Genomic DNA, 22,005 nt, shown 5'->3' with positions numbered 1-22,005 from the left:
GGTTCAGCGGACGAGGAAGTCCTGGTTGGTGCCGGGCGCGTTCTTGCAGGGCCACTGGTCGAGCTGTTGGCCCGCGTTGCTGCCGGCGCCGTAGACGTCCAGGCACAGCCCGCTGTTGCGGTTCTGGAACGCGTACGAGCCGTCGGACTGGCGCACCGGCAGCCACAGGCCGTTGGCCGCCGTGCCGGGAGCCTGCTGGACGATGTCCGGGGTGCCCGCCGCCGTGGAGCTCCCGGCGACCGCGACGTCCAACCCCGAGCTCTGGGTGCGCAGTTCGCCGTAGCCGCCCGAGGCCGGCACGAACTGGAACTGCTGGTTGCCCTGCCCGTTGCAGGTCCACTGGTCGATCGCGGCGCCCGCACTGCCGGAGCTGCCGTACACGTCCAGGCACAAGTTGCTGTTGGCGACGACGAGTTGGTGGTAACCGTCCGGATAACCGCCGCCGCCGGACGAGCCCGGGGTCAGCTGGACGGCGAAGGCGTCGTGCGCGCCCTGGAACGTGAACGGCACGGTGATCGAGCCGCCCGAGGCGCTCACGTTCTGGTCGTAGACGGTCTGCGGCGCGCCCAGCGGCGCCTGGTCCGGGATGCGGTGGACGGTGATGTGCACGCTTCCGGCATTCGTCAGCCAGGGCAGGGACGACAGCCCGTTGAAGGTCACGGACGCGGCGCCGGTGTAGCCGTTCGAGTCGCCGATGACGGCCACCGCACGTTGGTTGGCGGGGTCCTCGGAGGCCGCGATCGCCGTCGAGCCGACCTGGCCGGAGGTGTCGACGAGGGTGCCGGTCATGTCGGCGTAGTCGCGAAGCGCCCACCAGTTGCCGGTCGGCTGCCAGGTGCCCCCGCTCTGGGTGAGGACCCCCGTGAGGTTGGGGGTGACGCAGCACACCCAGTTGCCGCGCATCGCGTTGGTGTACCCGGACTGCGCGAACCGCGCCAGGTACCAGGCCGTCACCCCGGCCGTCTGCCGGTCGGCCGGCTGGTACTCGTTCGAGGACAGCGGCAACGGGCCGATGCCCGCCGAGCTCAGGGCGTTGCGGAGGCTCTGGGCGACGGTGACGGGGTCGTCGACATCGCCCTCGTTGTGGTTGGTGATCATGTCCGGGACCGTCCCGGCCGCCTTCACATGCGCGAGCCAGGCCTGCCATTCACCCGGGTTGCGCTGCGGGGTGAATGCGAGGGAAGGTCCCACGATCTGCGCGCCGGGCGCGATGCGCCGGATCTCCCGATAGGCGCTGTCCCACATCTGGAAGTACTGGGTGCTGTTGACACCCCGGGTCCAGAAGACGGAGATGTCCGGCTCGTTCCAGATGTCGTACGAGAACGTCAGGCCCGAGGCCTGCAGCGCGCCCACCGTGGAGTCGATGAAGCTGATCCAGTTCGAGCAGTCGCCGTTGTCGCACGGGTATTTCGTGTTGGACGGCTGGCCGCCGTTCGCGCCGTAGATGTCGCTGACCAGCACCTGGTACTGGGCGTGGTACGGCGGACGGGTGAGCCGCTTCGCCTGCGCGATGATGGAGTCGAGGTCGGCCCTGGTGGCCGAGCCGTACTGGTAGCCGTCCTTGATCCAGCCGCCGGAGAACCATCCGCCGCCGCGGAAGGCGTTGATCCCCAGCGGCTGGAGGTACTGGTCGACGGGTTGGCTGCCGTCTTCGCTGATGCCGTAGAGGAACCCCTCCCCCACGCCGGTCGACGGCCCGCGCGTCGACGCCAGGTTCACGCTCAGCGACGTGGCCGAGGCCGCCTGACTCGGGGCCGTCGACAGCAGCGCCGACACGAGTGCCAGGACGATGACGGCCACCAGTACCGGGCCGCGGGGTCTCGCTCTGCTCCTCATCCGATCCTCCTGCGGGTGGGCGCCGCTGCGCTGCGGCGCGGCGGCCTGCCGGGGCGGCGGTCGGATGCCGCCCCGGAGTCGGGCGCGAGGTCACTGGACGGGTCAGCTCATGGACCACTTCTGGTTGGACTGGCCGTTGCAGGTCCACAGCTGTACGGGGGTGCCGTTGGCGGTGGCGGCGCCGGTCACGTCCAGGCACAGGCCGGACTGGGCGCCGGTGACGCTGCCGTCGGCGTTGAGCGTCCACTGCTGGTTGCTCTGGCCGTTGCAGGTCCAGGTGATGACCTTGGTACCGGAGCTGGTGCCCTGCCCGGAGGCGTCCAGGCACAGGCGGCTGCCGCCGACGGAGACGGCCAGCTCGTGGGAAGCGCTCTGGGCCCAGGACTGGTTCGCCGCCCCTGTGCAGTCCCGGATCTGCGTCTGTGTGCCCGGCGTCGTGGACCCGCCCGGCACCTCCAGGCACTTGCCCGCGCCCACGGCGTGCAGCGCGCCCGTCGTGCCGCCCCCGCCGCTTCCCGTGCCGTAGCCGGCGGCGGTGATGCTCGCCTGGACGGCGTTCTCGGTGGCGTCGGAGGGGTAGCCCGCGGTCATCGCGCCCTCGAAGAACTCGCCGACGCCCGAGACGCTGTTGTCGCCGCCCGTGCCGAGCAGCACCGAATTGTCGGCCTTCATCGGCGAGTAGCCGTTCGGCAGGGGTCCGGAGAAGGTGGTGGTCAGGCCGCCACCGGCACCGTTTCCGTATTTGAGAGTGAAGTTGCTGGTGCCGTTGTTCTTCTCCCACGCGCTGACGAACGGGTAGTGCACGCCCTGGTTGTTCGGGTCCTTGTTGGAGCCGGTGTTGGTGTGGAACATGCCGTTCTCCAGGTCGGCCTCGACCCACGGGCCGCTGCCGGTGCAGCCGCCGAACCAGCAGGCGTTGCCCCAGTAGATGGCGTTCATGGTGGCGTTGCCGGTGTCGGTGTGGGAGTTCTCACCGCTGCCGTAGTCGAAGCAGCACCACTGGTTGGTGTAGTTCGACGAGGTCACCATGTAGATGCCCTCGGGCTGGGATCCGGTGGCCACACCATTCGCGTGGTCGATCCGGTAGCCGACGCCTTGGTTCACCTTGACGCCGAAGACCTGGTGGCCGGCCGCCGTGACCGGCAGGGCCATGGCGTCCGCCCCGACGTCGGAGCCGTTCGGGCCGGGGCCTTTCCAGTAGCCGCCCCAGGAGATCGGCAGGTCGTTGTGCTTGGCGGTCTGGTCGTAGATCTTCGTGATCGTGCACGAGGTGCCCGCGCAGAACGACACCTGGGACGCGGCGTCGGCGTACCCGCCCGCGGCGAGCAACCCGATGTCACGGTAGCCGTGGTCGGAGGACCGCTGGATCTGGTAGAGCGGCCCGTTGTACGCCGCGAACAGCGCCCTGGTCGTGGAGTGCGCCGTCACGCACGGCGTGCCGCCCGCGGCATAGATGTCGCAGGGAAGCGGCGTGTCGGCCGCGGAGGCGCTCACCGCCGCCGGTCGGATGCCGGCGGGCGTGCCGGTCCGCGGGGATGTGGCGAACGCCGGTGTGCCGAGCCCGGCCAGGGCCAGCGCCAGGATGATCAGGAGCACGGCGGGGAATCGCCTGTGCCGGCGATCTGCCGCTGATCGGGGCATGGAGGCCTCCTCTGCGGTGGTGCCGCCGCGCTGACGGCACCGAAGCTGCCCGTGGCTGAGGGAGGGGCGAGTCATCCCAGCGTCCAGCGCTGACCGCTGCCGCCGTTGCAGGTCCACAGCTCGGCGAGGGTTCCGTCAGCCGTGGCCCCGCCCGTGACATCGAGGCACAGGCCGGACTGGACGCCGGTGATCGTGCCGTCGGAGTTCAGCGACCACTGCTGGTTGCTCTGGCCGTTGCACTGCCAGATCTCCACCTTCGTCCCCGGTGTGGTCTGGTTGTTGTAGGCGTCCAGGCACATCTGACCGCTGCCGGAGTAGACGGTGAGCTGGTTGGAGACGGTGTGCGTCCAGGTCTGGTTGGCGCCGCCGTTGCAGCTCCAGATCTCCACCTGGGTACCGGCGGTCGTGGTGGAGTTCGGTACGTCCAGGCACTTGCCCGCGCCGACCGCGTGCAGCTCACCGGTCACGCCGGTGCCTCCGCCGCTGCTGCCCCCCGCGACCCGGTACATCACCGTGCCGTGTGCCGGGACCGAGGCGCTGATCGTGCCGGAGGTGGTGGAGGACGCCCCCGACCACAGGTCGGTCAGGGTGTAGGCGGACGCCCCGGTCTTGCCGATCGCGGCCGCGGTGGTGGTGATGGTCGCCGTGGAACCGGTCTCGTTGAACAGCGCCACCGACACGTCTCCGCCCGCCAGCGGCTTCGCAAGCACGTCCAGGCCGCCCGAGGACGACACCATGGTGCCCTGTTTGCCGAGGGAATCCTGGTCGACCGCGATCACCCGGGAGTTGGTCAGCGTGGACAGGGTGTCCGCACTGGCCGAGGGGATGTTGGTGCCCGCGATCAGCGGCGCGGCCATCTCCGCCCACAGACTGAACTCGCTGCGGCTCTCGGTGGCCGTCATCGAGCCGTTGCCGACCTCCAGCATGTCCGGGTCGTTCCAGTGGCCGGGTCCGGCGTAGGAGGCCAGTCCGACATTGCTGTGGAAGATCGACAGCATGCTGGAGAAGTTCGGGCTGATGTCCCCGGTGGTGCGCCAGCTGTTGCCCACGTCCGCGCCCCAGGTCCACACGTTCTCCTGGCCCCAGTTGCACAGGCTGTACAGGATCGGCCGGCCGGTGGCCGCCAGGGCGTCCCGCATCGCGGTGTAGCGGGTCTGCGCCGGCACTCCGTTGTTGTTGCAGTTGTCGTACTTCAGATAGTCCACGCCCCACGACGCGAACGACTGTGCGTCCGTGGTCTCGTGCCCGAGGCTGCCCGGGAAGCCCGCGCAGGTCGCGGTGCCGGCGGACTCGTAGATCCCGAGCTTCAGCCCGAGCGAGTGCACGTAGTCCGCGGTGCCCTTGATGCCGTCGGGGAACTTGGCCGGGTCCGGCACCAGGTGGCCGCCGGAGTCGCGGTTGTTGGTCATCCAGCAGTCGTCGATGTTGACGTACGAATAGCCCGCCGCCTGCATGCCGTTGGTGTGCATCGCCTGCGCGGTGGACTTGATCAGTGACTCGGAGACGTTGCAGCCGTACGCGTTCCAGTCGTTGAAACCCATCTGCGGGGTGGGCGCGAGCCCGTTGCCGAGCGCCGCGGCCGGCTGCGCCGTGCTGAGCGAGAGCACAGGGGCGGCCAGGGTGAGCAGCAAGGCCGAGAACGTGAGCGCCAGGGTTCTGCGCAGGGACCGCAGCGGGGGCAGCGGCCGAAGACGCCTGGTTCTCGACATGGTCATGGGCATAAGTCATCCGCTCCTGGGGCGAGTTGGGGACTGAAAGGCGTTCAGCGATAGCCGGCGGCAGTGATGTCGGCCTGCACCGCGTCGTCGGTGGCGTCGGAGGGGTAGCCGGCGACGACGGCTCCCTCGTAGAAGGTGCCGGCGCTCAGGTTGGCGCCGCCGCCGGGCTTGCAGCAGTCGCCGCCGCTGCCCAGGACGATGGCCCCTTGTTTCTTCATGGGGCTGTATCCGCCGGGAAGCCCGCCGTCCCACAGGGTGGTCAGGCCGCCCGACTGGGCGTTGCCGCCCTTGAGGGCCAACCTCGACGTGCCGTTGTTCTTCAGCATCGCCGTGACGAACTTGCTCGGGAACGCCCGCTGGTTGGGGTTCCAGGACTGGCTGCCGCCCGGGTACAGGCCCCATTCGAGGTCGGCCTGCACCCAGGGACCGCTTCCCGAGCAGCCGCCGAACCAGCACTCGGTACCGAAGTTGATGGCGTCCATCGCCCCGGCGGCGTCGGCCTTCCTGGTCGTCTCGCTGTTGCCGTAGTCGAAGCAGCAGCCGTTGTTCACGTGGGTGCCGCTGGTCACCATGTACGCCCCTTCGGGTGCGGCACCGGTCGGCACGCCCGTCAGGTGACCGTCCCGCCAGTAGCTGTTGCCGGGGTTGATGTACAGCGAGTACGCCTTGGTGCCCCCGGCGGTCAGCGACTCGGAGGTCGCCTTCGCGGGGCTGCTCTGACCCGAGCCCGGGACCTGGGCCGAACCCTGGTACCACAGGTCGTTGCCGTGCCCCGACTGGTCGCGGACGGCGGTGATCACGCAGGTGGTGCCCGCACAGAACGAGTCCTGCGCCGCGGCGTCGGCGAAACCGCCGGGCGTCAGCACGCCGATGTCCCGGGTGGCGTTGTCCGAGGAGCGCCTGACCTGGTAGAGAGAGCCGTTGTACGAGCCGTAGAGCGCCCGCACCGTGCTGTGCGCGGCCACACACGGCGTACCGCCTGCGGCGTAGAGGTCGCACGGGCGGCCCGACCCGCCGGACGGCGGCTGCGGGATCGACGCGGTCGCCCACTTCTGGTTGCTCTGGCCGTTGCAGGTCCACAGGACGACGGCGGTGCCGTCGGCGGTGCCCGCGCCGCTGACGTCCAGGCAGAATCCGGCGGCGACACCGGTGACGGACCCGTCGGAGTTCTGCTGCCACCTCTGGGTCGGCCGCCCGTCGCACGGCCTGATGACCACCGGGGCCCCGGGAGCCGTCCGGTTGTCGTAGGCGTCCACGCAGCGGGTGCCGTTCATCGTCCGCAGCTCGCCCGCCGACGTGAACGCGAACGCCTGGTTGGCCTGGTCGTTGCAGTCCCAGATCTCCAGCGCCGTGCCCGACGTGTCGACATTGCCCTTGACGTCCAGGCACCGCCCCGACGCCGCGCTCACCAGGGCTGCCGCGGACGCCGGCGCCGACCAGGTCGGTGCGGACGCCAGCAGCATGGCCAGCAGTGCCGTCACGCATACGGCTGCGGCCGCCGGTAAGCGTGGGACACGAGCCGCGGGGCGGCAGGGCGGAGCGGATAGAGGCTGCATTCTGTGTCCTCGGATCTGCGGGGGAAAGGGGACGGAGAGTGCCGTGCCTGTCCGAAGGTGCTCGGAAGGGGCGTCGACCGTTCCCGTCAGCGCGCGCTGGAGCGCCCACAGGGAACACTCAGACATCCCATGACGCATAGTGATCCCACAGCCCCATCTCCCTGTCAATAGACCTGTCTTGGCGACCCAAGGCGGGATACATCCCATGTCTTGGTCCTGGTCGGACGGTTGTGAGGGCATGCCGAAACCCGCGTCCGGCGACGGCTGCCGTGCCGGACGCGGGGACGGGCCCCCGATCACCTCACCTGAGGTTCCAGTGCTGGTTGGCACCGCCGTTGGTGTCCCAGACCTGGACGGGACTCCCGTTGGCGCCCTGGCCGGCCGGAACCTCCAACGCCCGGCCGGAGGCCACGTTGACCAGGGTGTACGAACCGTCGCCGTTCTGGGTGGCCCGCCAGTGCTGGTTCGCACCGCCGTTGTTGTCCCAGATCGTCAGGCGCGTGCCGTTGCCGGTCTGGCCACCTGGCTCGTCCAGCACCCGCCCACTGGCGATGTTGGTCAGCGTGTACGAGCCGTCGCTGTTCTGGTTCGCCCGCCACTGCTGGTTCGCGGCGCTCCCGTTGGCGTCCCAGACCTGCACCGGCGTGCCGTTCCCGGTCTGCCCGCTCGGCACGTCCAGCACCCGCCCCGCGGAGGCCACGCTCACCTGGTACACCTGGCCCGAGACGATGCCGCCGCCCGGGTTCTGGGTGCCGCCGCCCAGCGCGGACAGGACCGCGTCGTAGGCGGGCTTCTTGTTGCCGTTGTTGTCGAACAGCAGCGGGTTCTCGCCGCTGCGCCAGGAGTCGCTGTCCCGGATGCCCCACACGGTGATACCGGTGCAACGCGCGACGTTCATGCACGCCTTGACGGTGTTCGCGTAGGCGCTTGCCGGCGCCTGCGCGATGTCCAGCTCGGTTATCTGTACGTCGACGCCGAGCGCGGCGAAGTTGGACAGGGTGGTCTGGAAGCTCGCGGGCGGGCCGCCGGTGCCGAAGTGGGACTGGAAGCCGACGCAGTCGATGGGCACGCCCCGGGACTTGAAGTCGCGCACCATGTTGTAGACGCCCTGGGTCTTGGCGTCGGACCAGTTCTCGATGTTGTAGTCGTTGTAGCAGAGCTTGGCCGCCGGGTCGACGTTCCGGGCGGTGCGGAACGCCTCCTCGATGAAGCCGTCGCCCAGCACGTCCTGGAAGACCGAACTGCGGTGCCGGCCGCTGCCGTCGTCGGCGAACGCCTCGTTGACCACGTCCCAGGCGTAGATCCTGCCCTTGAAATGGTTCATCTCGGTGGTGATGTGGTTGTCCATCACGCCGCGCAGGGTGTTCGCATCCCTGATGGAGCTGACCCAGGACGGGAGTTGGGAGTGCCAGACGAGCGTGTGCCCGCGCATCCGCTGACCGTGCGCGGCGGCATGGCTGACGATCTGGTCGCCGGGCCCGAAGTTGAAGTTGCCGCGGGACGGTTCGGTGGTGTCCCACTTCATCTCGTTCTCCGGGGTGATCATGTTGAACTCCCGGTCGAGAATGGCGGAGTACGTCGAGTCTCCGAGGCGGCCCGCGGCCACGGCTGTGCCGAAGTAGCGGCCGCTGTCGGCCGCTGCCGCGCCCAGGGTGCCGGAGGCCGCGTGGGCGGCGGGGTTCGCCGGACCGGCCAGGGCCAGAGCCGTGCCGGCTGCCAGTACCCCGGCCAGGGCCAAGGCCTTGCGCGAACGGGGCTCTGCGTTGAGCCAGAACATGACGGATCCTTCTCCTTGTGTGTGTGGGGGGAGCACCGATCACAAGCCGGTGCCGGGGTCGCGAGTCGGGCCGGTCACTGGGCCGAGCTGACCGGCAGTGCGCTCCACTGCTGGTTGGCTCCGCCGTTGCAGTCCCACAGGACCAGTTGCGTACCGTCGGTGGCAGACGCGCCGGGGTCGTCGAGACAGCGGCCGGAGACCGGGTTGCGGTAACCGCCGTTGTACGCCTGCCATTGCTGGTTGCTGCCGCCGTTGCAGTCCCAGATCTCGATCTTGGTGCCGTTGGCGGTACCACCGCCCGTGGCGTCGAGGCACTTCCCGAGCGCTCGCAAGGTGCCGTCCGAGCGCGCGGACCAGGCCTGCGCATCGGCGCCGTTGCAGGACCAGATCTGCACCGCGGTCCCGTTGGCGCTGTTGCCGCCGTTGACGTCCAGGCACTTCCCCGCGACCCCGGAGCGCACCGGCGCGCCCACGGATACCGGCGGCTTGATCCAGCCTGCCGCGTCGGCGGCCTGGACTCCGGCGTGGAAGGCGTCCGCCATTTTGCTGTAGCCGTTGTCGTTGGGGTGGTAGGGGTCGGACAGATCCGCGGTGGTCACAGCGCTCATGTCCACCAGGCGTACATGCTTGCCGGCGGCCTGCTCGGCCTGGACGATGCCGGGCAGCCTGGAGTTGAACGCGGGGCGGGTGGCCTCCTCGGTGCTGCTGGTGGAGACGATCACGGTGCCGACGAGGACGGTCGCGTCAGGGGCGTCGGCCGTGATCTGGTCGATGAGCGCATGGAGCCGGTCGGCGGCGGGATCGGCCTGGGAGCCGCCGTTCAGGTCATTGGTGCCGATCTCCAGAGTGATCACGTTGGGTCGGTACCGGGCCAGCACGGAGTCCGCGATGCCGGCTATCTCACTGATGTGCCAGCCGGAGTGGCCTTCGTTGTCCGGGTCGGACATCGTGCCGTTGCGGCCCGACCCCACGAAGTCCAGGGCATGCCCGTCGTTCGCCAACTGGTTCCACAGGAAGCCCCGGTAGCCGTTACCGGAGGAGCTGCCGACGCCCCAGGTGATCGAGTCGCCCAACGGCATCAGGCGCAGGGTTGTGGGCGCCGCGGCGGCCCGTGCGGCAGCGGCCGGTGATCCGGTGCCGGTGGCGGCCGCCGCGGGCAACGCGGTGCCGGTGCCGATCGCTGCCGTCAGAGCGACGGCCAGGAGTGCCGTGGACTTCTTCATCTGTGTTCCTCACTGGGTGCGGGACAGTGGGTGGGGTTGAACGAGCGGGTGAGTCGGTCAGCGCGGAGTGAAGTCCTGGTTGCTGCCGGTCGTGTTCTTGCAGGGCCATTGGTCGAGTTGCCGGCCGAGGTTGCTGCCGCCGCCGTAGACGTCCAGGCACAGGCCGCTGTTCTGGTTCTGGAAGGAGTACGAGCCGTCGGACTGCCGTACCGGCAGCCACAGGGCACCGGTCGCTCCGCTCGGGGCCTGCTGCACGATGTCGGGCGTACCGGAGGCCGTGAGGCTGCCCGAAACCCCCACCGCCAGGCCGGAGTTCTGCGCCTGCAGCTGCCCGTAACCTCCGGAGACCGGCACGAACTGGAACTGCTGGTTGCTCTGCCCGTTGCAGGTCCACTGGTCGATCGCGGCGCCCGCACTGCCGGAGCTGCCGTACACGTCGAGGCACAGGCTGTCGCTGCCGATCACCAACTGGTGGTAACCGGTGGGGAAGCCGCCACCGCCACCCGGGGCCTGAACGCCCGCCTGCTGGATGACCTGCTGCGCGCCCTGCGGCCAACTGGTGCCGCTGACCTGGACGTTGCCGGTCAGGACGTTGTTGTGCGGCGGGCCGGTGGCCACGTACGTGTTGCCGCCGTTGTACCAGTTGCCGGAGAACGTGCTGTCGTCCGTGTGGTTGTTGGCGTTGGCGTTGGTGAGCGCCCAATTGCCCGCGTCCTGAACCACGTTGTTGGACACCTTCAGGTACCGGGAGCCCTCGTCGAGGTAGAGCGCGGTGGTGCGGTGGTTGTCGTACATGTAGTTCTCGGAGATCACCGAGCCGGGGTTCGCCGACAGGTTGTAGATGCTGCCGCCGTCGAACATCGCGTTCTTGGTGTCGTAGATCAGGTTGTGGGAGACGGTGTTGTTCTTCAACGTCGTCGGAGTGGTGTAGACGGGCTGGTAGTTGTACGTGCCCCGGTTCACGTAGTCCTGGCTGCCGCCCGGGTCGTTGGCGCCCCAGCCCCACCCGATGTCGATCCCGTCGTAGGGCAGGTGGTCGCACTGGTTGTGGGTGATCGTCGCGTTCGTGACGTACGTGGACAGGATCGCGGCGGTCTCCTTGTAGTCGGTGCCCACGCCGCTGACCTTGTTGTTGCTGATGGTGATGTTCTGGTTGGTCATCTGCGGGTTGCTGGGATGGTGCGCGTCCGGCTGGATCCCGCCGACCTGGATGCCGCTGCCCGCGGTGTCGGTGAACGTGTTGCCGGTGATGGTGACGCCGTTCGCGCCGAGTCCGGTGCCGGAGGCGTTGGCGACGCCGTCGTTGCCCACGCCGAGCCCGGCCTGTCCGAGCTCGGAGAAGGTGTTGCCGGAGAAGGTGATGCCGCCGGCGGCCGAGACCTGGACGGCCGCGGGCATCTGCGCCCAGCGGTTGCGGGTGGCCTCGAACTGGGTGCATCCCGACTTGCAGCTGCTCAGCCAGTTGTCCGGCATCGGGTAGGCGCCGGTGATGTGCGCGCCGCTCTGCTGGTCCGCGTAGCCGTCGGGTCCGCTGGGTCCGAGCCAGGAGGTTCCCGTGAACCGGATGCCGCTGAAGGCGAGCCCGGTCGCCGGTGCGCCGTAGCTGCCGCTGATGCCGAGCAGGCTCTGCAGCCGGGGCAGTTCGACGTCGAGGCTGTTCGGGTTCTGGCCCGTCTGGGCGCGGTAGTACAGATCGCCGGCGGACGAGTCGAGGTACCACTGTCCGGCCTGCTGCAGGAACGCGTAGTTGTTCTCCAGGTACATCGTCCCGCCGGCGAACGGCGCGTTGATGGTGTCGTAGCCCCAGGAGTTGTTGTTCCATGCGGGCTGCTGCATCGTGATGGTCCTGCCGCTCATGGACTGGACCGGGGCGTAGCGGTCGGTGAAGGAGTTGAGGCTCTCGACCTCCATGTGGTTCTGGTCCGAGAGGCCGGCCAGGTAGTCGAGGGAGGAGTCGGTGACGGTCAGGCCGGTCTGGGTGAAGGCGAAGGCGGAGCGGGGCACCTGGATCGCCGCCCGCGGCGCCTCCTTGCCGTTCACGTACAGCTGGCGGGTGTTGATGCCCGTACCTACGTGGACGGACCAGATGCCTTTCGCCTGGTCATGGACCTGCCAACCAGTGATCTGTTGGGCGCCGGACACCACCGGCTGCTGACCGGACGCGGCCTGGTAGGTGATGGTGTGACCGTTCTGGCCGCCGTCGCCGGAGCCGAAGGCCAAAGGCCTGGACAGCCGGTAGGTGCCGCCCGCCAGATGGACGACGACGTCCGTGTCGGCCGACAGCTTGTGCGCGGGCTGCTGCGCCTGGTCGAGGGCGGCGAAGGGATGCGCGGCGCTGCCGTCACCACCGGGCGCCGCGTCCGGCGCCACGTACAGGTCGGCGGCCACCGCCGCACGCTCGACCGTCTCCGCGTGGGCGACCCCGGCCGTGGCCGGCCCGCAGGCCAGCAGGGCGAGCAGCGCCATGGGGGTGGCCCACAGGCCGCGGAGCGCTCTGGCTCTGGACATCGTCATCCTCCGGTGGTGACGCTTGTGGTCCTGTGCTGGCTGTCACGCGGTGGTGCGCGGCCCGAGACCGGCGGCGAGCCGGCCTCGGGCCGGGGCCCTTCAGGTCAGTTCAGGCGCCACTGCTGGTTGGACCCGCCGTTGCAGGTCCACAGTTCGGCGAGGGCGCCGTTGGCGGTGGAGGCGCCGGTGACGTCGAGGCAGAGACCGGACTGGACGCCCGTGACGGTCCCGTCGGAGTTCACCTGCCACTGCTGGTTGGCACCGCCGTTGCAGGGCCAGGTCACCACCTTGGTGCCGGCGGACGTCTGGTTGTTGTAGGCGTCCAGGCACATCTGGCTGCTGCCGCTGTAGACGGTCAGCTGGCCCGAGGACGTGCGCGTCCAGGTCTGGTTGGCGCCACCGCTGCAGTCCCAGATCTGCAGCTGCGTACCGGCCGTGGTGGACGAGTTGGGCACGTCCAGGCACTTGCCCGCGCCCACCGCGTGCAGCGCGCCCGTGCCCGTGCCGCCGGAGGCATTGCTGTATCCGGCCGCGGTGATGTTGGCCTGGACGGCGTCCTCGGTGGCGTCCGACGGGTAGCCGGAGGTCATCACGCCCTCGTAGAAGGTGCCTTGGGCGCCCTTGCTGTTGTCGCCGCCGGTGCCGAGGATGATGGCCCCCTGCTTGCGCATCGGGTTGTAGCCGGAGACGTTGGGCCGGACACCGTCGTAGAAGGTGGACAGGCCGCCGGACTGCGCGTTGCCGCCGCGGATCGCCCAGTGGTTCGGGCCGCCCTTGATGATGGCGGTCGTGTAGCGGTAGTTGATGGTCGGATCATTGGCGTTGTAGTGCTGGTTGACGCCGGAGAACAGGCCGTTTTCGAGGTCGGCCATGATCCAGGGGCCGTTGCCGCTGCCGTAGCCCCATACCTTGATGTTGCCGAAGTAGATGGCCTCCATCGTGCCGTTGCCGTCGTCGTTGCTGTCCGTCTCGGCGTTGCCGTAGTCGAAGCAGCAGCCGCCGTTGTAGTGCGTGCCGTCGAAGATCGCGTACATGCCCTCGGGGTTGTCCCCGGTCGCGATACCGTTGGTGTGGTTGTTGCGGTAGCCGGTGCCGGGCGCCACGAAGACGCCGTACGCCTTGTGGCCGCCCACCGTGGTCGGCGCCGCGGTCGCGTTCGCGAGGTTGTCGGGTCCGCCCGCGGCGCCGCCCCCGGGCGCCTGGGTGAGATTGTTCCCGCGGCCCGACTGGTCGTAGATGATCGTGATCAGGCAGCTCGTCCCCGAGCAGAACGAGTCCTGGGCGGCGGCGTCGGCGTATCCGCCCGCGCTCAGGACTCCGATGTTCGTCGTGGTGTTGTCCGAGGCACGCCGGACCTGGTAGAGCGGCCCGTTGTAGGAGGCGTACAGGGCGCGTGTCGTGCTGTGCGCCGCCACGCAGGGCGTACCGCCTGCGGCGTAGATGTCGCACGGGCCGGACGTGGCGGCCCGGGCCGTCCCGGCCGTGGCTGTGGCCCCGGCCAGCGCCCCGGCGACGAGCGCGGCCGCGGCCCCCGCCCGGGCGACTGTCTTCCAGCGAGTGCGGACCGAGCGGCCCGGCGAAGGCGCGTCTGCCCGCAGCGGCATGCCGTCCGGCGTGCCACGGTGCCGAAGCGCTGCGCACAACCGCTGGACGCCGCCGCGTCCGAAAGGCAGGCGGCGTCTGGTACGTGTGGTTCCCATCTGATCTCCCTACCGTGCCGGCGCAACCCGGTCGGGTTGTGGCGGTGGCGCTGACAGAAGCGGAAGCGCTCGAACGTGCGGTATTGCCAGGGGATTGCAGAGAGGTTTCAGGGGGAGCCAGGGCTCCCGGTGTCGTGGGGGGTGTCAAGGGCACAAAGCCCTGTGCTGCGAACGGTGTTGCGGAATCGATTCGACTGCTGATTCCTGTGGTGCGCAAGCCGTCGGCGCCGTCGAAAAGTTGCGATGTGGCGGCAGTCGGACCACGGCGCCACCGCCTGCCGGGGGGAGGTGGGGGTGCGGCCCGGATCCTCCACAGGTCTCACGATCATGCTGGTGAGCAGGTATGTCGTCGGTAGACCGGGCCGCGGAGAGCCAGGTCACAGGGCGCTGACCGAAGCTGTCGCGCCGCACCCGCGCGTCGCTGACGCAATTTGCGCCGGGACACGCCGTTGACCGGCACACAGCCAGTCATGACGTCCCGTCGAAGCGCTTGCGTCGAACCGATTCGCCCACACCTCGGGGCGCCGAGTGCGACTCGGACGTATGCCACTGCCGGCAGCTCGACGAGCCAGCAACGCGTTCCAGCGCTGCTCCCCTACTGGTTGAGCACCCCGAGCGGATCGTCCAGTACCGGCTGCCACGCCAACTCTGCCGCGCCGACCAGGCTGTTGTGGTCGAGGGTGCAGGCCAGGATGGGCACTCCCCCGCTCTGGCCCCACAGGCTGCGGTCGGCGACGACGGCGCGCAGGCGCTCGGGGTCGGCGTCCAGGAGGGTGCGGTGGAGGCCGCCGAGGATGATGCGGTCGGGGTTGAGGATGTTGACCAGACCCGCGAGGCCGAGGCCGAGACGGTCGATGAGGGCCTCGGCGGCGGTGCGGATGGCGGGATCGTCGTAGTGGTGGCGGATCAGGTCATTGGCCTGGCGGAGGAGGTTGACCTCGGGGCCGGGGTCGCGGCCCGCGGCCGTGAGCAGGGCCAGCGGATCGGCCTCGACATCGAGGCAGCCGCGGCTGCCGCAGTGACAGGGGCGGCCCTCGGGGTTGACGGTGAGGTGGCCGACCTCCAGGGCCAGGCCCGAACTGCCCATGTGCAGGCGGCCGTCCAGGACCAGGGCACCGCCCACGCCCCGGTGGCCAGTGGCCACGCACAGCAGGTCCCGGGCGCCGCGGCCCGCGCCGTGCCGGTGCTCGGCGAGGGCGGCGAGGTTGACGTCGTTGCCTGCGAAGGCGGGCCCACTGATGCCGGCCTCGCGCACGCACTCCGCGAAGATCCGGCGGACCGGCGCACCGGCGGGCCAGGCCAGGTGCAGGGGGTTGAGGGCGAGCCCGTCCGGTTCGGCGACCGCGGAGGGCACGGCGAGTCCGGCGCCGACGCAGCGCCGTCCCGTCGAGTGCAGCAGCTCGGCGCCCGCCTCCACGACGGAGCCGAGGACCTTCGCCGGGTCGGCATCGACGGTCTCGCAGCCGGGTGCGGTGGCGACGATACGGCCGCCGAGACCCACCAGCGCCGCCCGGAATCCGTCGGCATGCACCTGCGCGGCGAGGACGACCGGGCCGTCCTCGGCGACCGCGAGCCGGTGCGAGGGACGGCCCTGCGAGCCGGCCGCCGCGCCGGGCCGGGCGTCGACCCGGATCAGCCCGAGGGCCTCCAGTTCGGCGGCGACCGCTCCGGCCGTGGCCCGCGTGACGCCCAGCTCGGCGGTGAGCACCGCCCTCGTGGGCGCGCGCCCGGTGTGCACGAGCTCCAACGCGGGACCGAGCGCACCGCGCCCCCGGTCCAACCGCGTTCTCGAGGTGGTCCCTTCCCCCGTCGGCCGGGGGTCCGCCTTGCCGCTCATGAGGGCGAGTCTCCCATGATCCGCAGTTACAGCGGGCTACAGGCCGCTGACCCGGAGCGTGATGTTCAGCCGTCCTGCCAGCCCCAACTCCGGGGGCGCGGTGCCCGCGTACACGCGCGGCACCCCGTGGTGGGCCGGCCGGGACGGTCCGCCGAACACGAACAGGTCGCCGCTGCGCAGCTCGAGATCCGTGTAGGGCTTCGTGCGGGTCTCGGTGTTGCCGAAGCGGAAGACGCAGGTGTCGCCCAGGCTCAGGGAGACCACCGGTGCGTCGGCCTTCTCGTCGCTGTCGCGGTGCATGCCCATGCGGGCTTCGGCGTCGTAGAAGTTGATCAGTGCGATGTCGTACGGTGCCGCCGGTTCGCCGAGTGTCTCCAGCACCGCCCGCCGCCCCAGCTCGCCGAGCCAACCCGGAAACGGCTTCACCGGAGCACCGTCACCGTCGACCGCCGTGCGGGCGTAGCCGTACGGGTACCAGTGCCGGCCCAGGCAGACCTGCCGGGCGGTCATCGTGCCGCCGCCGGGAGTGCGCACCGTGCGCAGGCCGGCCGGTGGGCGCGCCCACCCGCGACAGGCGTCCAGCAGCTCCCGCTAGGCGTCCGCGGCCAGCCAGCCGGGCACGTGCACCGCGCCGGGCGCAACCTGCGTGCGCTCCCGTGGGAACAGCTCGGCATCCATGTCGCCCATTCTCCCCCCCACCGGCCGTGAGCTGCGGCTCGGTTAGCCTTGACGCACGATGAACGACCGTATGACGACGCCGTGGGGCGAGCTCGCGCTGGCCCGTTTCCCCGAGGACCCGCGCGAGAGGCTGCGTGCCTGGGACGCCTCCGACGAGTACCTGCTCAGGCACCTGGCGGCCGAGAAGGTGCCGCTGTCCGGCACGGTCGTGGTCCTCGGCGACCGCTGGGGCGCGCTGGTGACCGCGCTCGCGGCGCACCGGCCCGTGCAGATCACCGACTCGTTCCTGGCGCAGGAGGCGACCCGCGCGAACCTGGCCCGGGCCGGCGTCGAGACCGGGGCCGTACGGCTGCTGACCACGCAGGATCCGCCGCCCGAGCGCATCGACGTCCTCCTGGTCAGGGTCCCCAAGAGTCTCGCGCTCCTGGAGGACCAGTTGCGTCGGCTGGCGCCCGCGGTGCACGAGGGGACGGTCGTCGTCGGCACCGGAATGGTGAAGGAGATCCACACCTCGACGCTGCAGCTGTTCGAGCGGATCCTGGGGCCGACCCGCACCTCCCTGGCCGAGCGGAAGGCCCGGCTGATCTTCTGCACGCCCGACGCCGCGCCGGAGCGGCCCGCGAACCCGTGGCCGTACAGCTATGCGCTGCCCGAGGGCATCGGTCCGGTCTCGGGGCGCACCGTGGTCAACCACGCGGGGGTGTTCTGCGCCGACCGCCTCGACATCGGCACCCGCTTCTTCCTGCAGCACCTGCCGGCGGCGCTGGGCGGCCGACGGGTGGTGGACCTGGGCTGCGGCAACGGCGTGGTCGGTACGGCGGTGGCGGTGGCCGAGCCCTCGGCCGAGGTGCTGTTCGTGGACGAGTCGTTCCAGGCGGTGGCCTCGGCGGAGGCGACGTACAAGGCGAACGGCGTGCCCGGGCACGCGGAGTTCCGGGTCGGGGACGGGCTGGCGGGGCTGCCGGACGGGAGTGTCGACCTCGTGCTCAGCAATCCGCCGTTCCACTCGCACCAGGCGACGACCGACTCGACGGCGTGGCGGATGTTCACCGGGGCGCGGCGGGTGCTGCGTCCCGGCGGTGAGATGTGGGTGGTCGGCAACCGGCACCTGGGATACCACGTGAAGCTGCGCAAGGTGTTCGGCAACAGTCAACTGGTCGCCGGCGACCCGAAGTTCGTGGTGCTGAAGGCCGTCAGGAAGTGATCAGGCGGCGGGCCGGCCGACGGTCCGGATGATCCCGGTCACCGCCCGCGTCATCGCCTCCCTCCCCACGCTCAGGTACTTGCGTGAGTCGACCGCCTCGGGATGGGCGGCGAGGAAGTCGCGGATCGCGCCCGTCATGGCGATGTTGAGGGCCGTGCCGACGTTCACCTTGGCGATGCCACCCGCGACCGCCGCGGCGAGTTCGTGGTCCGGCACGCCCGAGGAGCCGTGCAGGACGAGTGGCACGTCCAGGGCGGCCGACAGGCGTTTGAGGAGGTCGTGGTCGAGGGCGGCGGTGCGGGTGGTCATGGCGTGGGTGCTGCCGATGGCGACGGCGAGGGCGTTCACGCCGGAGTCGGCGACGAAGGCGCGCGCCTCGGCGGGGTCGGTGCGGGCGCCGGGCGCGTGGGCGTCCAGCGGCGGCTCCGCGGGCTTCTCCCGCCCACCCGACCCTGCCTTGCCGCCGACCTGCCCCAACTCGGCCTCGATCCAGAGGCCTTGGGCGTGCGCCCAGTCGACGGCGGCTCGGGTCGCGGCGAGGTTCCGCTCGTAGGGCAGGCGGGCCGCGTCGTACATCACGGAGCTGAAACCGGCGTCCGCCGCCTGGCGCAGCAGGTCGTCGCTCTGGACGTGGTCGAGGTGCAGCGCGACGGGCACCGAGGCTCGTTCGGCGGCGACGAGGGCCGCGCGGGCGAGCGGGAGCAGTCGGCCGTAGCGGAACTTGACCGCGTTCTCGCTGACCTGGAGGACGACGGGGGCCTCGGCGGACTCGGCGCCGGCGATGACGGCCTCGACGTGTTCGAGGGTGATGATGTTGAAGGCGGCGACGGCGGAGCGCCCGGCGGCGGCCCGGGTGACCAGTTCGCCGGTGGTGACGAGCGGCACGGCTTCTCCTTCGGGCTTTTCGGGGCGGTCAGGGCGGTCAGGGCGGTCAGGGGGCGAGGATCACCGAGCGGGTGAGGTGGCGCGGCTGGTCCGGGTCGAGGCCGCGGGCGGCGGCGACGGCGACCGCGAGGCGCTGGGCGCGGACCAGTTCGGCGAGCGGGTCGAGGCCGCCCGCGATCCACAGCCCGCCGGTGGCGCGCACCTGCTCGGCCAGGCCCTCAGGGGCTTCGCCGAGCATCCAGGTCGCCGTGCCGTGGGTGGTGATGCTGATGGGGCCGTGCCGGTACTCCATTGCCGGGTAGGCCTCGGTCCAGGCGAGTGCGGCCTCGCGCATCTTCAGGCCGGCCTCGTTGGCCAGGCCCACCGTCCAGCCCCGGCCCAGGAAGGTGAACTGCGTGCAGGCGACGAGCCCGTCCGGCAGCGGGGCCGTGAGAGCGGTGCGGGCGTCGGCGACGACGGCATCGGTGTGCAGGCCCAGCTGGGCGCGGAGCAGGGTCAGCGCGGTCGTCGCGAACCGCGTCTGCACGACGGACCGTTCGTCCGCGTAGTCCAGCACGACGGGGTCGTCGGCGGCCGCCATGACCGGCGTGTCCGGGTCGGCGGTGATCGCCGTGGTTCGTGTGCGTCCCTTCAACCGGTCGAGCAGGTCGAGGACTTCGGTGGTGGTGCCGGACCGGGTGAGGGCCACGACACGGTCGTACGAGCGGCCGTGGGGGAACTCGGAGGCGGCGAAGGCGTCCGTCTCGCCCCGTCCCGCACCCTCGCGCAGTGCGGCAGCCGCCTGCGCCATGAAGTACGAGGTGCCGCACCCGACGATCGCGACCCGCTCCCCAGGCGCCGGGAGCGCTCCGCGGTGCCGGTCCGCCTCCGACGCGGCACGTGTCCAGCACTCGGGCTGGCTGCCCAGCTCGTCCTCGACATGGGTCATGCCGGGCCCTCCACTGTTCCGATCCTGACGCGATGACGTATGTGATTGTTCTTGCAAGATATAGCGAGCTTTCGAGCAGAATCAAGCATTCGAACGCATGCGGGGGTGTTCTGACGTCGCCGGGGATCGAGGCTCGGAGGTGGCTCCCCGGTTCGAGATCGCGGTGACCGGCGGGGTCGCACGCCCGTGGTCGTACGAACTCACCGGGCCGCTCGCGGACGGCGTGCTCGACCGGATCACCGTCGATGTGGCCGTGCCCGGTGTCGTCACCTTCGACGTCACGCCCGTCGCCGCCGCGCACGACGAGGCGTGACCACCGACTCCGGCAAGCTCGGCCGGCGGGCGTTTGCCGGGACCTGCGCGGCCGAGTCGGTGGGCACCCTGGTCACGGACACGGCGGCGGGCGCGGACATGGTGCGCCGCTTCGAGGAGACGGGGATCGCGGTCGTCACGGTCCGACTCCCGGCAGCGCGCCCCGGCCTGCGCGATCCAGACGCCCGGCCGGGTGATTCCGCCTAGGCTGGGAGCGCGGACGCAGGTCGGGCCAGGGAGGCTGCGATGGGCTCAGAAGCGATCTACCAGGGCGTCCCGGAGGCCGCTCCCCGGTATCTGCCCATCGCCGAGCACGGGCTGATCGGCGATCTGCGCAGCGTGGCCCTCGTGGGCACCGACGGCACCATCGACTGGTACTGCTGCCCGGCCTTCGACGCGCCGAGCGTCTTCGCGGCGATCCTGGACGCGGAGCGCGGTGGCTCCTTCGAGCTGGCGGCGTCCGTGCCGGCGCGGACGAAGCAGTTCTACTTCCCCGACACCAACGTGCTGATCACCCGGTTCTTCACCGAGGACGGCGTCGGCGAGGTGCAGGACTTCATGCCGCTCGACGGCGGCAACGTCGAGACCGAGCGGCACCGGCTGATCCGGCGGGTGGTGTGCGTGCGCGGCTCCATCCCGTTCCGCACGCGCGTGGCCCCGCGCTTCGACTACGGCACCCGGCCGCACACCCTGCGCCTGGTCGGCGAGGTCGCGGTGTTCGCATCCGAGGCGCTGTCGCTCGCACTGACGGCGACCGTGCCGCTGGAGGCCGACGGGCAGGACGCGCACGCCGACTTCAAGCTCTCCGAGGGCGAGACCGCGGTGTTCGCGCTGGACCAGGTCGGCGGTGACGTGGAACCGCGCCGGTGCGCCAAGCTGGAGGCGGAAGAGCAGTTCGGCACGACGGTGGCGTACTGGCGGCGCTGGCTCTCGGCGTCCAAGTACCGTGGCCGCTGGCGGGAGATGGTGCACCGCTCCGCCCTCACCCTGAAGCTGCTCACCTACGCGCCCACCGGCGCGATCGTGGCCGCGCCGACCACCAGCCTGCCCGAGCAGCTGGGCGGCGAACGCAACTGGGACTACCGGTACGTATGGGTGCGCGACGCCGCCTTCGCGGTGTACGCGCTGCTGCGGCTCGGCTTCACCGAAGAGGCCGAGGCGTTCATGAAGTTCCTCACCCGGCACGTCAGTCCGTGCGCCGACGGCGCCTCCGCACCCCTGCAGATCATGTACGGCATCGACGGCCGCACCGACCTCACCGAACTCGAACTCGACCATATGGAGGGGCATCAGGGCTCCGCGCCGGTACGGGTCGGCAACGCGGCCGCCGATCAGCTCCAGCTCGACATCTACGGCGCCCTGATCGACTCGATCTACCTCTACGACAAATGGGCCAAGCCCATATCAAGCGCCCAGTGGGACGACGTGTGCACGCTGGTGGAGTGGGTGTGCCGGCACTGGGACCAGCCCGACGAGGGCATCTGGGAGACCCGCGGCGGACGCAAGAACTTCCTCTACTCCCGCCTGATGTGCTGGGTTGCCATCGAGCGGGCCATCCGCATGGCCAACCGCCGCGGTCTGCCCGCCGATCTGCCCCGCTGGCGCGAGTCCCGTGACACGATCTACCGGCGGATCATGAAGCGGGGCTGGTCCGAGACCCGGCAGGCGTTCGTCCAGCACGAGGACGGCGACGACGTACTCGACGCGGCCGTCCTGATGATGCCGCTGACGAAGTTCATCGCCCCCACCGACCCCAAGTGGCTGTCCACCCTCGACGCGCTCACCCACGACCTGGTGTCCGACTCCCTCGTCTACCGCTACGACCCGATGGCCAGCCCCGACGGGCTGCGCGGCGACGAAGGCACGTTCTCCATCTGCTCGTTCTGGTACGTCGAGGCCATGGTCCACGCCGGCCGCATCGACGAGGCACGCCTCGCCTTCGAGAAGATGCTCACCTACGCCAACCATCTGGGCCTGTACGCCGAGGAGATCAGCCACACCGGCGAGCAACAGGGCAACTTCCCCCAGGCGTTCACGCATCTGGCCCTCATCAGCGCCGCCTTCAACCTGGACAAGGCCCTCGGCTGAGGGTGGTGCTGAGGACACCGTTGATCCGGTCCCCAGGCCCAGGGACGGCGGACCCCGCGGCCGGAAGGATTCATGACGTCGGCACACAGGCCGACGCGGAATCCACCTCACGGA

The 22,005-nt window shown here is 70.4% G+C and carries 14 protein-coding genes and 1 pseudogene; 3 read left to right on the top strand and 12 right to left on the bottom strand.

The features are described 5' to 3' along the window. Positions 1-3: 3 nt before the first annotated feature. From AB0N07_RS09380 to AB0N07_RS09335, 10 genes are all read right to left on the bottom strand, one after another. Positions 4-1,836, bottom strand: coding sequence for an RICIN domain-containing protein (locus AB0N07_RS09380; RefSeq protein ID WP_365833626.1), 1,833 nt, complete (start codon positions 1,834-1,836; stop codon positions 4-6). Between the two features lie 102 nt (positions 1,837-1,938). Then, positions 1,939-3,477 carry an arabinofuranosidase catalytic domain-containing protein gene (locus AB0N07_RS09375; RefSeq protein ID WP_365833625.1) on the bottom strand — a complete coding sequence of 513 codons (1,539 nt, stop codon included), beginning with the start codon at positions 3,475-3,477 and terminating at the stop codon, positions 1,939-1,941. Between the two features lie 71 nt (positions 3,478-3,548). Beyond that, entirely contained in the window at positions 3,549-5,186 is a 1,638-nt protein-coding gene (locus tag AB0N07_RS09370) for a ricin-type beta-trefoil lectin domain protein (RefSeq protein WP_365833624.1), read from the bottom strand. Positions 5,187-5,239: 53 nt separating this feature from the next. Then, positions 5,240-6,658, bottom strand: coding sequence for an arabinofuranosidase catalytic domain-containing protein (locus tag AB0N07_RS09365; RefSeq protein WP_365833651.1), 1,419 nt, complete (start codon positions 6,656-6,658; stop codon positions 5,240-5,242). A gap of 394 nt (positions 6,659-7,052) precedes the next feature. After that, positions 7,053-8,528 carry an endo-1,4-beta-xylanase gene (locus tag AB0N07_RS09360; protein WP_365833623.1) on the bottom strand — a complete coding sequence of 492 codons (1,476 nt, stop codon included), beginning with the start codon at positions 8,526-8,528 and terminating at the stop codon, positions 7,053-7,055. Between the two features lie 74 nt (positions 8,529-8,602). Further along, complete coding sequence (locus AB0N07_RS09355; RefSeq protein ID WP_365833622.1) at positions 8,603-9,751, bottom strand: ricin-type beta-trefoil lectin domain protein; 1,149 nt, start codon at positions 9,749-9,751, stop codon at positions 8,603-8,605. Between the two features lie 57 nt (positions 9,752-9,808). Further along, positions 9,809-12,259 carry an RICIN domain-containing protein gene (locus tag AB0N07_RS09350; protein WP_365833621.1) on the bottom strand — a complete coding sequence of 817 codons (2,451 nt, stop codon included), beginning with the start codon at positions 12,257-12,259 and terminating at the stop codon, positions 9,809-9,811. Between the two features lie 104 nt (positions 12,260-12,363). Next, positions 12,364-13,863, bottom strand: a complete 1,500-nt coding sequence (locus AB0N07_RS09345; RefSeq protein ID WP_365833650.1) for an arabinofuranosidase catalytic domain-containing protein — start codon at positions 13,861-13,863, stop codon at positions 12,364-12,366. A gap of 691 nt (positions 13,864-14,554) precedes the next feature. Further along, a complete protein-coding gene (locus AB0N07_RS09340) occupies positions 14,555-15,796 on the bottom strand; it encodes an ROK family protein (RefSeq protein WP_365833620.1) in 1,242 nt (413 codons plus the stop codon). A 36-nt stretch (positions 15,797-15,832) separates the two neighbouring features. Next, entirely contained in the window at positions 15,833-16,381 is a 549-nt protein-coding gene (locus tag AB0N07_RS09335) for an alpha-ketoglutarate-dependent dioxygenase AlkB (protein WP_365833649.1), read from the bottom strand. Between the two features lie 163 nt (positions 16,382-16,544). On the opposite strand from AB0N07_RS09335, the gene AB0N07_RS09330 reads away from it, so the two are divergent. Continuing rightward, on the top strand, positions 16,545-17,678 hold the full coding sequence (locus AB0N07_RS09330) for a methyltransferase (RefSeq protein WP_365833648.1): 1,134 nt from the start codon (positions 16,545-16,547) through the stop codon (positions 17,676-17,678). On the opposite strand, the gene AB0N07_RS09325 is transcribed toward AB0N07_RS09330, so the two are convergent. Next, positions 17,679-18,563: a class II fructose-bisphosphate aldolase gene (locus AB0N07_RS09325; RefSeq protein ID WP_365833619.1), complete on the bottom strand. Its 885-nt coding sequence runs from the start codon at positions 18,561-18,563 to the stop codon at positions 17,679-17,681. It lies immediately after the preceding gene. Positions 18,564-18,609: 46 nt separating this feature from the next. Next, complete coding sequence (locus AB0N07_RS09320) at positions 18,610-19,491, bottom strand: SIS domain-containing protein (protein ID WP_365833618.1); 882 nt, start codon at positions 19,489-19,491, stop codon at positions 18,610-18,612. Between the two features lie 139 nt (positions 19,492-19,630). Between AB0N07_RS09320 and AB0N07_RS09315 the strand changes: the two are divergent. Further along, positions 19,631-19,947, top strand: a pseudogene (locus AB0N07_RS09315) (alkaline phosphatase); the annotation flags it as partial. A 102-nt stretch (positions 19,948-20,049) separates the two neighbouring features. Next, positions 20,050-21,891: a glycoside hydrolase family 15 protein gene (locus tag AB0N07_RS09310; protein WP_365833617.1), complete on the top strand. Its 1,842-nt coding sequence runs from the start codon at positions 20,050-20,052 to the stop codon at positions 21,889-21,891. Positions 21,892-22,005 lie beyond the last annotated feature (114 nt).

The sequence above is a fragment of the Streptomyces sp. NPDC051172 genome (assembly GCF_040682555.1).
In the GTDB taxonomy this organism is placed as follows: domain Bacteria; phylum Actinomycetota; class Actinomycetes; order Streptomycetales; family Streptomycetaceae; genus Streptomyces.
The sequence above is the reverse complement of the archived record's forward strand: the minus strand, read 5'-3'. Positions and strand labels throughout refer to the sequence as shown.